The organism is Mucilaginibacter ginsenosidivorans (assembly GCF_007971025.1).
GTDB classification, from domain to species: Bacteria; Bacteroidota; Bacteroidia; order Sphingobacteriales; family Sphingobacteriaceae; genus Mucilaginibacter; species Mucilaginibacter ginsenosidivorans.
In genome coordinates this window covers 1381158-1396990 of sequence record NZ_CP042436.1, presented here as the reverse complement: position 1 = coordinate 1396990, position 15833 = coordinate 1381158, and the positions used below count along the sequence as shown (strand labels likewise).

Here is a 15833-nt window from a genome sequence, read left to right as displayed (position 1 = left end):
GGTTGTTATCCGAAATACAGTAAAGAATGTTGCCACCCGTGACCGGCATCACCGACCTTGTTTTATTATTTTGAATAACCTGTCAACATCGTTGCGATCGCATAAACCGGTGCCGGGATTCATGGTTGCAGCCGTACCGCAGGCTACGCCGTATTGAAGCGCTTCCTCCAATGAACTGTTTCGCTCAAGGCTAAGTACAAGTCCTGCTACCATGCTGTCGCCCGCCCCGACGGTTCCCTTTACATCGACAGCGGGTGGCTTTGCCTTCAACACCAGGTCACGGGTTACAAGTATTGCGCCGTCGCCGCCCATGGAAACTACCATCACTTCGCATCCGCCCATACCGATCACTTCTTTTGCTGCATTAATAACGTCTTGTATTTCCATGTTTTGCCGCTTTACCAGGGCCGCCAATTCCTTTGCACTGGGTTTTATCAAATAGGCGCCTGCCTTGAGCGCGTCTTCCAGCGGCTTGCCCGAAGTATCAATGACCAGTTTTGCATCTTTCCGGCGGGCTATTGCAGCTAATCTTGAAAAAATATCGACAGGTATCCCGGCAGGTAAACTTCCGCTTGCGACAATGAAACGTGCACCTGGCAACTTATCAATACTATCCAGGCAATCCATCCATTCTGATTTGCTTATTGTTGGCCCCGGCATCACAAAACGGTACTGGCGATTTGTCCCGGTTTCAGAGACAACCAGGTTTTCGCGTGTATTTTCTTTGATCTCAGTGACTAAAGAAGGCACCGATTCGTCTGCCAATAATTGATTGAATTTTTTACCCGAATGCCCCCCGGCCATATAAACGGCTATTGCATCGCCCCCAAGTTTTTTTACCGCCCGCGCTACGTTGATACCCCGCCGCCCGGTTCGTAGGCAGGCGCCGAGCAATACATCTTCTTCTCAGGTATCAATAAAGGGATAGTCGTGCTTTTATCGATGGCAGGGTTAAAAGTGACGGTAACAATCGGGTGCATTTTGGCCGGTTTAATAGCATAAAGCAACTTAATTTCGCTCATCACTGCAATAGCCATGATCATGACGGATAATGATCGCTGTCACTTTTTTACCGGCAGCCTGCTGTTTTATTGTTTTTTATTCTTCTTCATCAATATTACCCGGTTTTTCATACCGATGAAATCATGCATTGGCGGGCGGATGGTACCTATCCCCAAAGTGGTAGCCTTTGCAGATGCGCTGTCCGTATTCAGAAATGCGTTGAAATCAAAAGGGATATTCAGGATGGCATCTATCTGGCGGGTTATGGCTTCCCTGCTGGGGGCGTTATAATTGGGGTGACCAAGGTCGAACATCACACTGTAAAGCTCGGGACGGTACACGCCGGTGGCCCGGTAATACCCGCCCTGGTAAGCGCCAACTATACCCTTATAGGCATGTACCGGGAAATACTGCATCCATTTGATCTTCGCGGGGTCATTGGTCGTATCGGTATTCGGAAAAAATTGGGCATCTGAGGCTGTTGTAAGAGCGGCCTCCTGGCTGTCGGCGTACTCATCGGCCAGGCCGCCGAACGAGTGGCCGATCTCGTGGATCATAATGTATTTTGAAAGCTCGTTGGTCGATATTACGGCTACGTCTCCGCCCGAACCACCGTAGGCCTTATCGTTAACCAATACCACCATCATATTCGCGGCGTAAAGGGGGACAGCATCCTGAACATATTGATAGCAGGTAGCGTAATCCCCTACCTGGAGCAGCCTGGTAACATCCGTCGAGAAATAAGATTTCAGTTTCCTGGTTGTATCATCAGCATTGAAACCCTGCGACGCGCCCCGCTTTTTTGATTCGGCATAAACCACGTAAACATTGAAGTGCTCTTTATTTTGCTTATAGGGCGCTACGCTAAAAAAATAATCCACCAGCATTTTAACCTGCTGGTCGTAATACCCGCCGGTGTCCAGGTCGTCTTTGATGAAAGCATCGCCCACAATAACCATGTTAATGCCATTGGGATCGTTGCCGTACAATTTTTTTACTTCACCATCTGTATGGTAAACAAGGGGTTTGGGGTCAGGCTTCGGTTTAATCGATTTTTTTTGGCACGACACGGCCACGGCCATTATGGCAATACACACAAGCATAAGGCACCGTTTCATTATTATCCAGGTTTACGACGTTAATATAAGGTTAACTTTTTGATATAAAGTAAGATAGTTATATTTTCACGAAAGTGCATTGCAGTTTAAAACATATATTTTCGTCGGCGGATACTTTGGCTGTAACGAAAGTCTCCTCCTGGCCGGCATCGCGATAGACAATCTCCAGCTGCACCGTTTCACGTTCCGTGGGGTCTACCAGCGACATAAATTTCAGGTGATCCGCTTTTTTTAACCTGAGCGTGGTTCCCAACGAATCTTCCAAAACATCTTTTACTACCTGCAGCATACAGGCTCCGGGTACCACAGGGTGCCCGGGAAAGTGCCCCTTTAATATTTCGCTATCGCGATCGATACCCAGTTTAGCGACGATCATACCGTCCAGTTTGTCGATCCTGAGGACATGGAAAAGATCGTTGTTATTGACGGGCATAGCTTAAATTTAAACAGCGGAAACCAGCATCAGCGAATGATACTTGTTTTGATAATGATTATATATAAGTATTTTTTTAGGAGGCTGATCATTGGCCTTTTTCTCTGAAACCACCGGAGGCACCATCCCCTTCTTCAAAATATTCGCCGCCAGCCACAATGCAAACGAGGCCGATACCGGGTATTCGCCGCAAAGGTGTTTGTAATTACCGGCCGGGATATTTTTAAACAGATCGTTTTGCAGATCTTTATAAACAGAATCGTTCCGTATATCCCCGTTTTTCCCTGTGATCAGCAGGTCGATGTCATCCAGGCGCAGCCCGTTGGCGGAAACAAATGAATTGATAGCTTTCTGCAGGTCATCGGGTTTATATAGTGTGCGGACAGCGACAAGTTCAGCCATATTTTCATCCGAAGGCTCAGCGGTCAGCAGGAAAAACGCAGCGCCTTCACTGCCTATCGTACCTTTCGAATCTTCATCAAATAAGTTGAGATTAGAGACCGGGTGCCGCTTGTAAAGCCCCAAACGGGTAAGTACCTTAAAACTTGTCTCTACCATTTCTTCCGTGCCGCCTGCGAGTACTGTATCGGTATCCCCTTCGTTTAACAACATCACGGCATCGGTCAGCGCGCTTTCAAACGAGATGCCCTTATGCACAAAAGTATTGTTGTATTCATGGCATTTCAGCATCAGGGCTATTTGTGCAGCAACGGTGTTATGGGTTGACTGGATGAATGCCGTTGGCGGCAGCATTTCCTCGTCCCCTTCCACTATCCGCGTTAAAAATGTAATGGTATCTTCCATGCAACCAAAGGCCGTTCCGGTGATGACAGCCCCCGGCATTTCGATATTAGCTTCATTCAAACACTGCTTTGCGGCGGCAACACCCCTTTTGATAACATGGCTCATGCGCCGTATCAGTTTGGGATCGATGTATTCTTTATAATCCGGCTCTATCACCGGCAGGCGTGTGCCGGTGTATTCCACGGGCTGGTCGAGAAACCCTTCATTGCGAAAAGTGTCCTGGGCAGATATGGCGGCAGCTGAACGGATAAAAACTTTCATATTACGCCTGCGAAAATATTAACGATGTACAATTGCCGCCAAACCCGAATGAGTTGGACATAACGTTTTCGATATTTTGGCCGCTCAAAAATTCTGTTTCCGGGGCAAAAGGCAGTTCGCTCATTTGTGTCTCGAAACGAAGGTTGGGATAAATAATACCATGTTTGATAGCCAGTACCGAAAATACCGCCTCGATGCCGCCGCTTGCACCCAGGGTATGCCCGGTGTAGGATTTGGTCGAACTCATGGGCGGGTAATGCGGGTCGAATACCCGTTTGATAGCCGTTCCTTCGGCGCTATCATTGTTAGGCGTGCCGGTACCGTGCAGGTTGATATAATCAATATCCGCGGGTTGCAGGCCGGCTTTGGCAAGGGCCCCCTTCATGGCCAGGTACGATCCCGTACCATCGGGCGACGAGGCCGTTTGATGATAGGCGTCGTTGCTGTTGGCATAGCCGCTGAGTACGCAGTACGGCTCTTTGTTTAAGGTTTTTTTAACCTTATCCGAAACCAATACCAGGTAACCCGCGCCCTCTCCTAAGTTCAATCCTTCGCGGTGCTCATCAAAGGGCTTGCAAAATTGCTTATCCAGTATCATCAGCGTATTGAAACCGTTTAGGGTGAACCTCGTCAGCGCGTCGGCACCGCCGGCTATTACCACATCAACTATATCATTTTTAACTAATCTTGCCCCATAAAAGATCGCATTTGCAGACGATGAACATGCCGTGCTTATCGTGGTCATAAAATCGCGGATACCCAGTTGGTCAGCTACGATCTCGGTCATACTACCACATTCATGGTCGAACACATTGCGCAGCTTCCCCTTATTATTGTCTGCCAGGAATTTAACGAAGAAATCTTCGCTCTTATCCATCCCGCCGACGGTGTTGGCCGAAACAAAGCCTACACGAAATGAATTTAAACCGGGTATACCAGCATCCTCAAGCGCCTCTTTTGCCGCTACCAGGCTCAGCAAGGTGGTGCGGCTGTTGTGGGTTGTCAGGCCGGTCATGGCTACCAACTCAGCATCGGTAAGCTTCACCTCTGCAACCGGCAATTCCCCTTTATGAACGGTGTTTAATAGGGTAATATCGCCCATACCGGCCTCCTCTCTCTCAAAGGCGGCCAAATGATCCGCCACGTTATTCCCGATTGCTGAAATAACCCCTAAACCTGCTATGTAAACCTGTGAGCCCATATTTTCTATCGTAGAGACGCAATATTTTGCGTCTCTGTTTTGCATCGCTACATTTTTGGAGACACGAAATATCGTGCCCCTATATCTTTATTTTTAGAGACGCAATATTTTGCGTCTCTACAGTTTGTTAAAAATAATATTCATATTTTCTGCAGAAAAACCGATGGTGGATCCGTCTGCATCTTTTTCCACCAAATATAAAACCGCTTTATAATCCTCACCCAAAACATCAACCCAACCGCAAATACAGGCCTGCAAAATATCCTCATCCAGCAGGTAATTTACCTGCTTCGCTATAAAACCGGCATCAAACTCCTGCTGTATATAAAAGGCATGTTCGCCTTTAAAGTTATTGCGGATACATATTTCGCCTATCACAATATTGGGCAAGGTATATACAAATAACGAGGGGCTTGCTACTTCCTTAGCCGACTCCCAGTATTTTATATCATCATCCAGGCTCGAGTTCCTGTTGGCCACTACCAAACCAATTTCTTCAGCAGCATAGTTCTCCTTCTTAAAATCCTTCAGTAAAATTTCAGAAGCCAGCCAGCCCAGTTTGCTCAAATTATCCATCTTATAAAACCTGGGATAATTAAACCGGAAGTACTGGTAAACTAAAAGCAAAAAAGCGGATATATCGGACTCTGTGCTTTCAAAAAGGCTTTCACCGTTTTTGAATACAGTACCATTGCTGATGATACAGCTGCTTGTTATATATCCCGTCGACGACAATGTGTTCTTTACCTTAGCCGCAAAAATAATCGATTATTTACCAAAAACCACGGCAGCATTACAACCGCCGAAACCGGATGCGGTTTTGAGTATGTTTTTGGCCGAAATATCCAATGGCGACGCACAAACGTTGACCGGCTGCGTAACACCCAATTCAGTAAAACCAGGAGTTGGCAGGAACGGGCCCGCTTTCATCGACCGGATGGAAATGATCGATTCGATCAGCCCCGCTGCACCCAAAGTATGCCCATAGTAACCTTTCAGGCTATTCAGGGGCACATTTCGTAAACCAGCCAGGCCAATAGCATTTGCCTCCATTTCATCATTGTAAACGGTAGCTGTGCCATGTGCCGAAATGAAATCAATATCATCGGCGGTCAGCCCGGCATCGGTTAACGACCTGTTAATGGCATAGGCCAGTTCCTGCCCCGTACGCGATGGGCCGGAGATATGATTTGCATCATTGCTGACGCCACCGCCCATTACTTTAATATGACCAGTATATTTTTTACCGGACGAAAGCATGATGGTTCCGGCGCCTTCACCTAAATTCAAACCATCCCGCGACCTGTCAAAGGGGCGGCATACCTGCGGACTTAAAGCCTGGAACGACCGGAAACCGGACAATACAAATTCAGAGATCACATCGGCGCCCACAACTACGGCGGTCTCATATTGCCCTGTGCGCAATAACCGCATGGCGGTGATAATGGCTATGACACCCGACACGCATGCATTGGATATAATAACAGGTTGATTGACAAAACCGAAATATTTTGCCACCAGTGCAGCCGAAGTTGATAAGGCGATACGTTCCTGTAAGCCGGGGCCATTCTCTTCCGTTTCCAAAAGGCTGATATTCCCTTTGGTGGACGAAATGATCAATATTGTTTTTTCACCCGTTGCATCTATCCCGGCCTGACCGAGTGCATCGCTGACAGAACGAATAAGCAACTGTTCAAATTTGGTGTAATCCCATTCGTTAAGGAGTACCTCGTCCTGGTCAAATAAAGCGGCGTAGCACGGCTGCGACTTGTCGCCTTGCCGTTTTACTGCAGAAATATTTTGCTTAAGAAGGTCGAAGTTCTCCATGGTGGTTTTACCCAAAGGCGTAAAAACATTATCAGCAATTACAAATACGTCCTTCCCGCTCATTGCTTATTCATTTTTGCTGAACACTTTCATTTCGCATTGGGCCATCAAATTTTCGCCCAGCCAAACCTTTCCGGAAAGTACGGCGATATCAAACACCTGGTTTTGAACGCTGATTTCTGTCACGATCTCATCACCAGTTTTGGGCAGATCAAACACTTCAAATTTACTTACCGCGCCAATATAGCCCACAGCAACCGGCTTATTTTCCGATTGTGCTATGTAACCTGCGCGCAAGGCGGCAGTTTGGGCAATGTTCTCCATCAGGCCCGCCTCCTGGAAAAGCCCTTTCTTTACAAAAACGTTATTTTCCGGAATAACAAAGCTGCTTCGCGTCAAATTTTCATCGCTGCTCATCAACCTGCCCACCATTACAAACGGAGGTTTTTGCGGAATTAAAGGGATTATATCTTCAGCCGGCAGTGTCATATCAGGTATATAAGCCGCCGTTGATTGACAATACCTGCCCGGTTATATAGGAGGCTTCCGGCGATGCAAAAAATGCCGCGGCATGTGCCACCTCTTCGGGCAAACCGAAGCGTTTGGCCGGTATAATAGCTTTCAATTCTTTTTCATCCAGTCCTTCGGTCATATCAGTTTTGATGAAACCCGGGGCTAGCGCATTTACGGTGATGCCCTGGCGTGCCACTTCCTGCGCCAGAGCTTTGGTAGCGCCGATAACGCCTGCCTTGGCAGCCGAATAATTGGTTTGCCCGGCCAAACCTTTGATACCCGAAAGAGATACAATATTGATGATGCGCCCGTATTTGCTGGCAAGCATGCCGCTCAATACGATACGGGTTACAAAGAAAAAACTATCGAGATTGGTTTTGAGTACCTTATCCCATTGTTCTTCGCCCATCCAGGCCATCAGGCTATCGTCGCGGATGCCTGCGTTGTTTACCAGCACTTCTATTGGTTTATTTTCATTGGCGGCTATCCAGCCACCCAATACCTGTTGGATCTGCTCCCTGTCCGCCACATCAAATTGCAATATTTCCCCCTTGCCGCTGATCTGCGAAAGGGTGTTTTCGGCTTCTTCGCGGTTGCTTTTATAATTGATCAGCACATAATAGCCTTTGGCAGCCAATTGCAGGCAAATGGCCCTGCCAATGCCCCTTGAGCCGCCGGTAACTAATGCACATTTCATTTTACAGCGATGATGTTATCCGAATTTTCCAGGAAGTCTTTTACCAATGCCATGTTTTTATAAGGGGCCTTATCCTCGACAAATTTCGGGAATATCGGGCGAACACGGTCGTACAGCGACATGGAAACCGATGCCAGCCTGTCGTGGCATTCGATATAGTCAATTGCCTGGAGGATGGTTACCAGGTGAATAGCCAGCACTTCGAACGAATTATCGATAACACGTTTGGTCATCAGCGCGGCGTTGCAGCCCATGCTCACGATATCCTGGTTATCATTGTTGTTGGGTATGCTGTGCACATACATCGGGAACGACATCGTCTGATTTTCCGCTACTGTAGAGGTAGCCGTAAACTGCATGCCCTGCATACCGAAATTGAATCCCAATACGCCAAGGTTCACAAATGGAGGCAGTTTTTGATTCAGCTTATTATTCAGCAGGTAATTGAGCTGCCGTTCGCAAAGCATAGATAGTTTGGTGATGGCTATTTTCAGCTTATCCATTTCGAGCGATACATAGTCGCCATGGAAATTACCGCCGTGGAAAATATTATGATTCACATGATCGATAACCGGGTTATCGTTCACCGAGTTCAGCTCGTTCACCAATACATTTTCGGCCTGTGCAATGGTATCGTATATCGGGCCCAAAACCTGGGTAACACAGCGCAGCGAATAATATTCCTGCACCTTATCTTCAAATACTTCCTGGTCGAGGTTATCCGGATTATACAAATGCTCCGAACGGTCGCGTATCATTTTACTGTCCTTCAATATCTCCCGCATGGTAGTGGCCACAGCGTTCTGACCTTTGTGGTGCTTAACGATGTTCAATTCGTGTGAATAGTGATCGTCAAATGCCTGCACCACTTCGTTTATCATGGCCGAAAATAAAACCGCCCAGTTCAGTAATTTTTTAGCCTGGATTATGTTGATCAGCCCGATACCCGTCATGGCCGAAGTGCCGTTTATGATAGCCAAACCCTCGCGGATATGAATGGAAAGCGGCTTGATGTTAAAGCGGTTGAATATTTCGATGGTTGGGTAAACACCACCCTCAAACTGGACCTCGCCTTCGCCGATCAGCACAAGGCCCAAATGTGCCAACTGTACCAGATCGCCGCTGGCGCCCACGCCTCCGTGCTCGTAAATGCAGGGGCAAATGTCGTGATTGATCATCGCCTGCAATAGTTCGATCACTTCGCTGTGAACACCCGAATAAGCCTGCATAAAGCTGTTCAAACGGGCCACCATCAATGCTCTCGACAATTGCGGCGGCATCAGTTTGCCGCTGCCGGATGAATGGCTGCGGATCAAATTATATTGAAGCTGCAGGATATTTTCCTCGCTAACCTTATATTGCGCCATTGGCCCGAAACCGGTATTGATACCATAAATGAGCTTGTTGGACGAAAATTTTTTCAGGAATTCAAAATTGGCCTTCACCTTATCCATAGCGGCCTTATCCAAAGCAACTTCCTTATGTTTAATTACCAGCTCAGCAAAATCTTCGAGGGAAAGCGTGCTTTGTCCAATTTGTATCATGGGCAAAAAATAATGTTTTTATGAGGTTTTAAATAATTGGCTAAAGTAGGAAATAAGTGCGAAAGTCGGAATAAGCCGGAAATCTGCCGGAAAAATCCTGCTTAATGTAAGAGCGGTCAACATGAGGCATCACAAGGCAATTCCGGTATAAATAGCCGGCTCCATTGGAGTTGCGGGATAAGCGGATATAATTCAACCGGAGCAGGCATGACACTTTATGGTTAACACGCTTTTTATTTAATTTATTGATAATCAATTATTTATGTTTAAAATACCTGAAAATGTGTTAACCATGTTAACCCTGCTTCCTTAACACTTATGCGGCCCTTCAGATCACCGCCTGTCAATGAATTTTATCGCCTTGCGGTTCGCCTCGTTAAATTGGATTTTGTGTATCTCTTCCGGCGTCACATATTTAATATGCGGACTAACCCGTAACCTTGCCTGCAGGTACGCCCGTATGCGGTGGTCGCATTCTTCGCTGTTGTCTGCCGGGACAAGATACAGTGACACCTGGTCGAGGCCGATATCATTGGAGTAAACTTCAACTACAAAATCCAGTATTTCCTCGCGCTCGGTTAGCAGATCGAACAATGCGGGCGGATATAAGGTCGTCCCCTTGAATTTGATCATCTGCTTTTTACGCCCCATCAGCGGAGACAGGCGTAAAGTTGTTCTGCCACAGGCGCATGGCTCATCAAAATACATGCAGATGTCGCCGGTTTTATAACGCAGCAGGGGCATACCTTCAACACCGAGGGTGGTAATAGTAACCTCACCGGGTGTGCCAGGTTCAACCTGTTTGTTGTTTTCATCCAGCAACTCTACGATAACAAGCTCCGGCTGGCAATGTCCGCCCCTGCCTTCGCTGCATTCGGTAAAGGCAGTCTGCATTTCGGTTGAGGCATAGGTGGAGTACAAATGAATATCCCATGCTTCTGTTATCTTTTTGCCGAGCATGTTAAGTGAAAAATCGTTGTTACGGATATTCTCACCTATACAAATGGCTTTTTTAACCGACGAGCTGTTAACGTCGATGTTATTTTCTTTGGCGAAACTGATCAGCTTCAAAATGAACGACGGTACGGCAACTATCGCGGTCGGTTTAAGCCTTTTGATCGTCTCCCACTGCAAAGCCGGCACACCGGGGCCAAGCCTGATTATACCGGCCCCAATCTTTCGGATACCCGAATAATAGGCAATGCCCGCCATAAACTGCCTGTCCAGCGTCAGCATCAGTTGATAAATGTCATCCTTAGATCCATCGGCACACAGGAACGAATTATACTCGTTATAGGCCAGCCGGTCGAGGTCCTTATCGGTCAGCGCAATGCTTACAGGCCCGCCCAGGGTACCTGATGTTGAAGTATATTCAACTATCTTTTCTGCCGGTACACATAAAAAATCATTATTCCTTTTCTGTATATCGTCCTTTTCGGTTGTGGGGATCTTGTTAAGATCATCAAGCGTATTAATGCTGGCGACATCGATATTATACCTGGCAAACAACTCCCGGTAGAAAGGCGAATTGACCGAAACATATTGCACCAATTCCCTTAGTTTCTTCTCCTGTGCGGCTGTTATAGTTATATGCTGATCTTTTTCCTGTGTAGTTGTCATTCACTTTTCAATAATAACAATAGCCGACGCCATTGTTCTGGTGTGGGTTAATGAAACTGAAAATTTTAGTACGCCCATTTTGCTCACGGTTTCCAACGTTTGTCTCAATAATTTTATTTCGGGCTTACCATCTTCTGCATTGGTTACCTCTACTTCGCTGAATGCCGTACCGTCAGCCCAACCAGTACCTAAAGCCTTAAAAAAAGCCTCCTTGGCGGCGAAACGGGCGGCATAATGTTCGAACCTGCACTTTTTTGATTCGCAATAAATGATTTCGCTTCCCGAAAATACCAGCTCCCTGAACCCCGCTTCCCTGCTTATGCTGGTTGCGATACGTTCTACTTCAACCATATCTATCCCTACACCAAATATCATAAAATGGCTTTTTGTTTAGTTAAGCTTCATTTCAAATGTAATAAAACAAAGCAATAAGCAATTACTTAAACAAATTGGTAGCTTTACCGTTGAATTTGATTATCAAAACCTGAGTTTTTATGAAGATCGTTCGAATTTTTCTAACAGCGCTGATCATCTCGTGTCTCTGGTGTGTGACTGGTTTTGCACAACTACCGCCCCCGCCCAGGCACGCTCCTCCACCGCCGCCAAGGCCGCCCCGTCATCCCAAACACCCAAGGCTGCACATACGCAAACCTCATATTCATAGATTGCATATAAAATTACCGCCGCCTCCACCAAGGCCGCCGGCACCGCCGCCGCATCCATAATATAAAACAAAAACGCCCTCCGGTACGAGGGCATTTTTGTTTTATACGTTATACATTACCTTGTAATATTCATCCGCCATCCGGCCCGAGTCAAATGCCGGCGCAACATCAGCAGCTGCCGTTTTTATAATAGATAACCATTTTTTCTGGTCTTTATAGTACATGGGTAGTATCGTGTTTTCCAGCGTATCCATCAAACTTTCTGCTTCCCTATGATCTTTCTCGTCGTTCGAAAGGTTATTATCCGCAGGTGTTATGACAAAACTGTTCTTCCTGTCTTTGGCAAATTCCGGTACCCAGCCATCCGGTAATGAAAGATTGATGCTGCCGTTAAAGGCAGCCGTCATACCGCTGGTACCAGATGCCTCGCGATACATGCGCGGATTGTTTAACCAAACATCCGAGCCCTTTTTTGCAAGGGCCGAAAGCGCCAGTTCATAGCCTGTCAATACCGCGCAGTTGGCTAAAGGCCTGGCACGGCGTATGATCTGGTTAAATTGCTCTATTGCCCCATAATCTTCCGGGTATGGTTTGCCCGCCCATATCACCTGCACAGGATAATCGGCATTAAACACCAGCTTGATGAACCTGTCCCAATCGCGCATCATCAGATCGGCTCTTTTGTAGCCGGCAAAACGCCTTGCCCACACTATGGTAAGTACATTTTCGTCAAATATCTTCCCGCATTGGTCGGCAACAACTTTAAATAGTTGGCGCTTCATTTCCTTTTTCCGGGCCACTATGGCCTTATCATCATTGTTTGCCAATGCCTTTTCGAGCTCATCATCCTTCCAGTAGGTTTTGTTCTGTGCATTGGTGATGTCAACAATATCGCAAATGCCCGGATTACCTTTCCACATCTCGCGGGCCACCTCGGCGTGCATTTTGGAAACGCCGTTGGCTTTTTTTGCAAATTTCAACGCGGCGACAGTATAGTTAAGCGAATCGCCCTCGAGGTTTAAGATGTGTTTTACCTCATGGTCCTGCAAGTGGTAAAAAAATGACATCTCTTTCAGCAGCGCGTACCTGTGCTCCTCGTTGCCGGCAGCTTCGGGCGTATGCGTGGTGAATATCACCCTCTTTTTTACTTCCGCCAGGTTTTGATATTTGGAGTACAGATAAAAATTCAAGGGAAGGGAGTGTCCCTCGTTCATGTGGTACACATCAATATTCAATCCAAGCTTATCGATCAGCATGGCGCCGCCTATACCAAGTATAATCGACTGCGCGATGCGTGTCGCCTCGTTTGAGTCGTACAATTTATAGCTGATCGAGCGCGATTGTTCGTCGTTCTCGTTCAGGTTTGTTGTCAGCAAAAAAATCGGCGCCGAGCCAAACGTTGACGGTTGCAGCAGGTAGGCCCTGACGTGCACCGGCGAATCGTGCACCGGTACGGTGAACATAATGCCCGTGTCTTTAAGGAAAGAATATCCTTTTTCAACAAACATTGGTTTCATTTCGGCATTCAGATCTCGAAACTGGTCGTAATATCCATATTTCCAGAGCATGCCGATGCCGATAACATTCTGCTTTAATTCGTACGCGCTGCGCATGTGTGAGCCGGCCAGGAAACCAAGGCCGCCGCTGTATATTTTCAACGCCTGGTCGATGGCAAATTCCATGCTGAAGTAAGCAACTGCCTTGTTGTATTGTGGGTCGGGAGTATAGCCGAATATCTCTTCTTTTGTCATATTGAATTCAATAATAATGATCTGTTTTTCAGGGGCGCAATATAGCAAAAGATGAAATGCCGATTAAAATTTCTGTTATTCAGAAATGTTCAATGCGCCCTTACCGGCTTACGCCGGACGCCCAGAATATAGCCTTCGAGAATATCTTTTTATAGGCGTCATTCTCAAAAAGGATCGGCGAATGCCCCATAAATATATAAACGTTGCGGGCTTTCACATGCTGGTTGGTCCATATAACAGGATGGTCGCCCATTTTGACATCTGAATTGGGCGAATAGGTATTTTCGTCCACACTGGCTATCACATGCACATTCGGACGCGGGCTTTTATCGTAAGTGTAAAACTCCTCCTTTTTTATAAGGAACGAAGCCGGCACACCTTTCATAACCGGGTGCTGCCTGTCCTCAACATTTACCTGCCCCTGCACAAAGGTGGCTATATAGCCTTTCCAACGGATATCGCCCATAAACCGGTGGAACCATTCCCACATCGGGTAGCCGTCAAACTCACCGAGTAACGATGCATGGTGAAAGCCTATCCACCCGCCCTTACCTTCGTCAATATATTTTTCAAACGCGGCAACCGCCTCCGGCTTCCAGGCGTAAGGTGGATAATCGAGCTGGATAAATAGCTGGTAATGGCTCAAAAATTCGTCATTTATCTTGTCGGTGTTTTGTATGTAGTCGATACTGAAATTGCTGTCGGCGGCCAGTTTATTCAGCCAAACTTTTGCCGCTTTGGAATATTCGATATGATGGCCGCCATTCTCGTAAAGAGCAGTAACACGGAAGCGTGCTGGTTTTGCTTGAGCAACGGAAGATCCCCAAATACAAAGTACGGCGATTACAGTTATGGCGATTTTTTTCATTACGGTCGATTTTAGCCAAATATAAATTACAAAAACAATATTTTTAGTCCGTTATGCCCTCATCGTCTGCCATAAAAAAGATACGGCCGCTCCAACTGATAGCGGTAATATTCTTTACCGTATCCGGAGGTCCGTATGGGCTGGAGCCGCTATTAGGTTATGCCGGCGAGCATGCTGCCCTATTGGTATTGATGATAACGCCCATGTTATGGGATGTACCCGCTATTTTTACTGTGCTTGAATTGAACAGCATGATGCCTGTTGAAGGCGGATATTATAAATGGGTTAAGTACGCCCTTGGTACACGCTGGGGGTTTTTTGAAGGATGGTGGACCTGGCTTTACACTTTTATCGACCTTGCAATATACCCCGTGCTCTTTGTAACGTACGCGTCGTTTTTCTTTCCTGAACTTGCACACTATAAGATACCGGTGTGCCTGTTTGTTATCTGGGCTTCCGCCGGACTAAATATTTTGGGCATTGTGCCTGTGGGCCGTGTTTCGCTTATATTAAGTGTGATCGTCCTTACGCCCTTCCTCATTCTTATTATTTTATTTTTTTACCACCATACCGGTGGGGTTACCCTGCCTTCGCCTTCTGTAAAAGGTATAGGTTTCCCCTCTATGGCGATGGCTTTGTACACCGTAATGTGGAACTGCCTGGGTTGGGATAACGTAACTACCTATGCCGAAGAAGTGGAAAAACCCGTGAGGTCATATCTTGTTTCCGTATTTGTCGCTTTTATACTGGTGCTGGTGGTGTATTTTTTTACCATCATGGCGGCTCAGCAATCGCATATAAATTATGCCACGCTCGAAAACGATGGTTTTCCTGCCCTGGGCACCCTCATCGGGGGTAATTGGCTGGGGGTATTGATCGCTGCCGGTGGTATGGCCAGTACTTTAGGCATTTATGCGGCCGTTTTACTATCGGTATCAAGGGTGCCCAAAGTAATGTCAGACGATAACCTGCTGCCAGGCTGGTTCAACAGGCTTCATCCAAAATTCAACACGCCCTATATTTCCATCATTGTATGCTCGCTGGTTGTCAGCCTGATGGTGTTGTGGAGTTTTGCCGAACTCCTGATAATTGATGTAACTGTTTATGGGGCCGGGCTCTTTTTAGAATACGTAACCCTTATCAGGTTACGTATAAAAGAACCGTCAACGCACCGGCCTTTCCGCGTGCCTTTGAATATTGCCGGCCTTTCCCTGGCAACCATATTCCCGGTAGGGATTTATGTAGTCGCGCTTACCGGCGCCCTTGTATCTGACGAAGGGGGTATTAAACCAGCCATTTTTGCCGTATGCACACTGCTTACTGCCGAGATAGCCTGGCAACTGGTCAAATGGTTCAGGCTGTCGCCCCGAAAACCATCCTGACCCTTGTAAAAAATCAGATATAAATCAGCAGAACAGGGTTAACATGGTTAACACAATTTGGACTATTTTTAAGTTAACTAAATCATTATCAGATATTTAAATAAAAAGTGTGTTAACCATAATTTGAACAGTGCGGCCATTCCTATA

At 46.7% G+C, this 15833-nt stretch carries 16 protein-coding genes; 1 reads left to right on the top strand and 15 read right to left on the bottom strand.

Annotation, left to right across the window (positions count from 1 at the left end; translation table 11 throughout):
- Nucleotides 1–48: 48 nt before the first annotated feature.
- The 15 genes from FRZ54_RS06360 to FRZ54_RS06290 all read right to left on the bottom strand — a co-directional run bounded on the left by FRZ54_RS06360 (nt 49) and on the right by FRZ54_RS06290 (nt 14304).
- Entirely contained in the window at nt 49–894 is an 846-nt protein-coding gene (locus tag FRZ54_RS06360) for a 1-phosphofructokinase family hexose kinase (RefSeq protein ID WP_228462639.1), read from the bottom strand.
- On the bottom strand, nt 849–1043 hold the full coding sequence (locus FRZ54_RS24625) for a hypothetical protein (RefSeq protein WP_228462638.1): 195 nt from the start codon (nt 1041–1043) through the stop codon (nt 849–851). The genes FRZ54_RS06360 and FRZ54_RS24625 overlap by 46 nt, the downstream gene beginning before the upstream one ends.
- A 45-nt stretch (nt 1044–1088) precedes the next feature.
- On the bottom strand, nt 1089–2120 hold the full coding sequence (locus FRZ54_RS06355) for a M64 family metallopeptidase (RefSeq protein WP_147030798.1): 1032 nt from the start codon (nt 2118–2120) through the stop codon (nt 1089–1091).
- A gap of 58 nt (nt 2121–2178) precedes the next feature.
- On the bottom strand, nt 2179–2553 hold the full coding sequence (locus tag FRZ54_RS06350; protein WP_147030797.1) for a hypothetical protein: 375 nt from the start codon (nt 2551–2553) through the stop codon (nt 2179–2181).
- Nucleotides 2554–2562: 9 nt separating this feature from the next.
- Complete coding sequence (locus FRZ54_RS06345; protein ID WP_147030796.1) at nt 2563–3618, bottom strand: beta-ketoacyl synthase N-terminal-like domain-containing protein; 1056 nt, start codon at nt 3616–3618, stop codon at nt 2563–2565.
- Between the two features lies 1 nt (nt 3619).
- Nucleotides 3620–4864 carry a beta-ketoacyl-[acyl-carrier-protein] synthase family protein gene (locus tag FRZ54_RS06340; RefSeq protein ID WP_228462637.1) on the bottom strand — a complete coding sequence of 415 codons (1245 nt, stop codon included), beginning with the start codon at nt 4862–4864 and terminating at the stop codon, nt 3620–3622.
- Nucleotides 4865–4936: 72 nt separating this feature from the next.
- Entirely contained in the window at nt 4937–5395 is a 459-nt protein-coding gene (locus FRZ54_RS06335) for a hypothetical protein (RefSeq protein ID WP_147030795.1), read from the bottom strand.
- Nucleotides 5396–5587: 192 nt separating this feature from the next.
- Complete coding sequence (locus FRZ54_RS06330; protein WP_147030794.1) at nt 5588–6709, bottom strand: beta-ketoacyl-[acyl-carrier-protein] synthase family protein; 1122 nt, start codon at nt 6707–6709, stop codon at nt 5588–5590.
- A 3-nt stretch (nt 6710–6712) separates the two neighbouring features.
- The gene (locus FRZ54_RS06325) at nt 6713–7135 is read right to left on the bottom strand and encodes a 3-hydroxyacyl-ACP dehydratase (RefSeq protein WP_228462636.1); all 423 of its coding nucleotides are present in this window, start codon (nt 7133–7135) and stop codon (nt 6713–6715) included.
- Nucleotide 7136: 1 nt separating this feature from the next.
- Complete coding sequence (gene fabG, locus FRZ54_RS06320; RefSeq protein ID WP_147030793.1) at nt 7137–7856, bottom strand: 3-oxoacyl-ACP reductase FabG; 720 nt, start codon at nt 7854–7856, stop codon at nt 7137–7139.
- Nucleotides 7853–9400, bottom strand: a complete 1548-nt coding sequence (locus FRZ54_RS06315; protein ID WP_147030792.1) for an HAL/PAL/TAL family ammonia-lyase — start codon at nt 9398–9400, stop codon at nt 7853–7855. Before FRZ54_RS06315 ends, fabG begins: the two co-directional genes overlap by 4 nt.
- A 333-nt stretch (nt 9401–9733) precedes the next feature.
- Complete coding sequence (locus FRZ54_RS06310; RefSeq protein WP_147030791.1) at nt 9734–11020, bottom strand: phenylacetate--CoA ligase family protein; 1287 nt, start codon at nt 11018–11020, stop codon at nt 9734–9736.
- A complete protein-coding gene (gene acpS, locus FRZ54_RS06305) occupies nt 11021–11395 on the bottom strand; it encodes a holo-ACP synthase (protein ID WP_147030790.1) in 375 nt (124 codons plus the stop codon).
- A 391-nt stretch (nt 11396–11786) separates the two neighbouring features.
- The gene (gene glgP / locus FRZ54_RS06295) at nt 11787–13436 is read right to left on the bottom strand and encodes an alpha-glucan family phosphorylase (protein ID WP_147030788.1); all 1650 of its coding nucleotides are present in this window, start codon (nt 13434–13436) and stop codon (nt 11787–11789) included.
- Nucleotides 13437–13536: 100 nt separating this feature from the next.
- Complete coding sequence (locus tag FRZ54_RS06290) at nt 13537–14304, bottom strand: ThuA domain-containing protein (protein WP_147030787.1); 768 nt, start codon at nt 14302–14304, stop codon at nt 13537–13539.
- Nucleotides 14305–14357: 53 nt separating this feature from the next.
- Between FRZ54_RS06290 and FRZ54_RS06285 the strand changes: the two genes are divergently transcribed.
- On the top strand, nt 14358–15686 hold the full coding sequence (locus FRZ54_RS06285) for an APC family permease (RefSeq protein ID WP_147030786.1): 1329 nt from the start codon (nt 14358–14360) through the stop codon (nt 15684–15686).
- Nucleotides 15687–15833: the final 147 nt, after the last annotated feature.

Bases quoted from the DNA above. Each gene is read 5' to 3' on its own strand.
- FRZ54_RS06340 (WP_228462637.1), bottom strand. From the start codon at position 4,864: ATGCAAAACAGAGACGCAAAATATTGCGTCTCTACGATAGAAAATATG.
- fabG (WP_147030793.1), bottom strand. From the start codon at position 7,856: ATGAAATGTGCATTAGTTACCGGCGGCTCAAGGGGCATTGGCAGGGCC.
- FRZ54_RS06355 (WP_147030798.1), bottom strand. From the start codon at position 2,120: ATGAAACGGTGCCTTATGCTTGTGTGTATTGCCATAATGGCCGTGGCC.
- acpS (WP_147030790.1), bottom strand. From the start codon at position 11,395: ATGATATTTGGTGTAGGGATAGATATGGTTGAAGTAGAACGTATCGCA.
- glgP (WP_147030788.1), bottom strand. From the start codon at position 13,436: ATGACAAAAGAAGAGATATTCGGCTATACTCCCGACCCACAATACAAC.
- FRZ54_RS06330 (WP_147030794.1), bottom strand. From the start codon at position 6,709: ATGAGCGGGAAGGACGTATTTGTAATTGCTGATAATGTTTTTACGCCT.
- FRZ54_RS06315 (WP_147030792.1), bottom strand. From the start codon at position 9,400: ATGATACAAATTGGACAAAGCACGCTTTCCCTCGAAGATTTTGCTGAG.
- FRZ54_RS06335 (WP_147030795.1), bottom strand. From the start codon at position 5,395: ATGGATAATTTGAGCAAACTGGGCTGGCTGGCTTCTGAAATTTTACTG.
- FRZ54_RS06290 (WP_147030787.1), bottom strand. From the start codon at position 14,304: ATGAAAAAAATCGCCATAACTGTAATCGCCGTACTTTGTATTTGGGGA.
- FRZ54_RS24625 (WP_228462638.1), bottom strand. From the start codon at position 1,043: ATGATCATGGCTATTGCAGTGATGAGCGAAATTAAGTTGCTTTATGCT.
- FRZ54_RS06325 (WP_228462636.1), bottom strand. From the start codon at position 7,135: ATGACACTGCCGGCTGAAGATATAATCCCTTTAATTCCGCAAAAACCT.
- FRZ54_RS06310 (WP_147030791.1), bottom strand. From the start codon at position 11,020: ATGACAACTACACAGGAAAAAGATCAGCATATAACTATAACAGCCGCA.
- FRZ54_RS06350 (WP_147030797.1), bottom strand. From the start codon at position 2,553: ATGCCCGTCAATAACAACGATCTTTTCCATGTCCTCAGGATCGACAAA.
- FRZ54_RS06285 (WP_147030786.1), top strand. From the start codon at position 14,358: ATGCCCTCATCGTCTGCCATAAAAAAGATACGGCCGCTCCAACTGATA.
- FRZ54_RS06345 (WP_147030796.1), bottom strand. From the start codon at position 3,618: ATGAAAGTTTTTATCCGTTCAGCTGCCGCCATATCTGCCCAGGACACT.